The following is a 407-nucleotide window of genomic DNA, read 5'->3' on the forward strand; positions in this document are numbered from 1 at the left end:
TCGCTACACGACGCAGGATTCCAATGCTGAGAGCGACAAGAAGAGCTGGCTCTCCTTCCTGTCACTGCTCAAGAAGCACCGCGCCCGGCAACCGATAAACGGCGTCATCCTGGCCATCAGCCTTGCCGATCTGATGAGCTTCGACGACCGGCAGCTAGATACCCACGTCGCCGAGATACGCAACCGGCTGAGGGAAATCCACGAGACGCTGAAAGTTCAGTTTCCAGTCTATCTGATTTTCACCAAGGCCGATCTTGTCTCCGGTTTCATGGACTACTTCGGCGGTTTCGACGAGTCACGAAGGCGCAAGGTGTGGGGCGCGACATTCCAGACCGCGGAGCGCGACAGGAACATGGCCGCTGGAGCCCCTGCCGAATTCGATGCGCTGGCAAAACGACTGGCCGACG

1 protein-coding gene is annotated in these 407 nt (G+C 58.7%); it reads left to right on the forward strand.

Annotation, left to right across the window (positions count from 1 at the left end; genetic code table 11):
* A partial coding sequence (locus EOA22_RS37355; RefSeq protein WP_281040829.1) for a type VI secretion protein IcmF/TssM N-terminal domain-containing protein occupies positions 1 to 407 on the forward strand: 407 nt, incomplete at both ends.

The sequence above is a fragment of the Mesorhizobium sp. M7A.F.Ca.US.014.04.1.1 genome, assembly GCF_003998745.1.
GTDB classification, from domain to species: domain Bacteria; phylum Pseudomonadota; class Alphaproteobacteria; order Rhizobiales; family Rhizobiaceae; genus Mesorhizobium; species Mesorhizobium ciceri.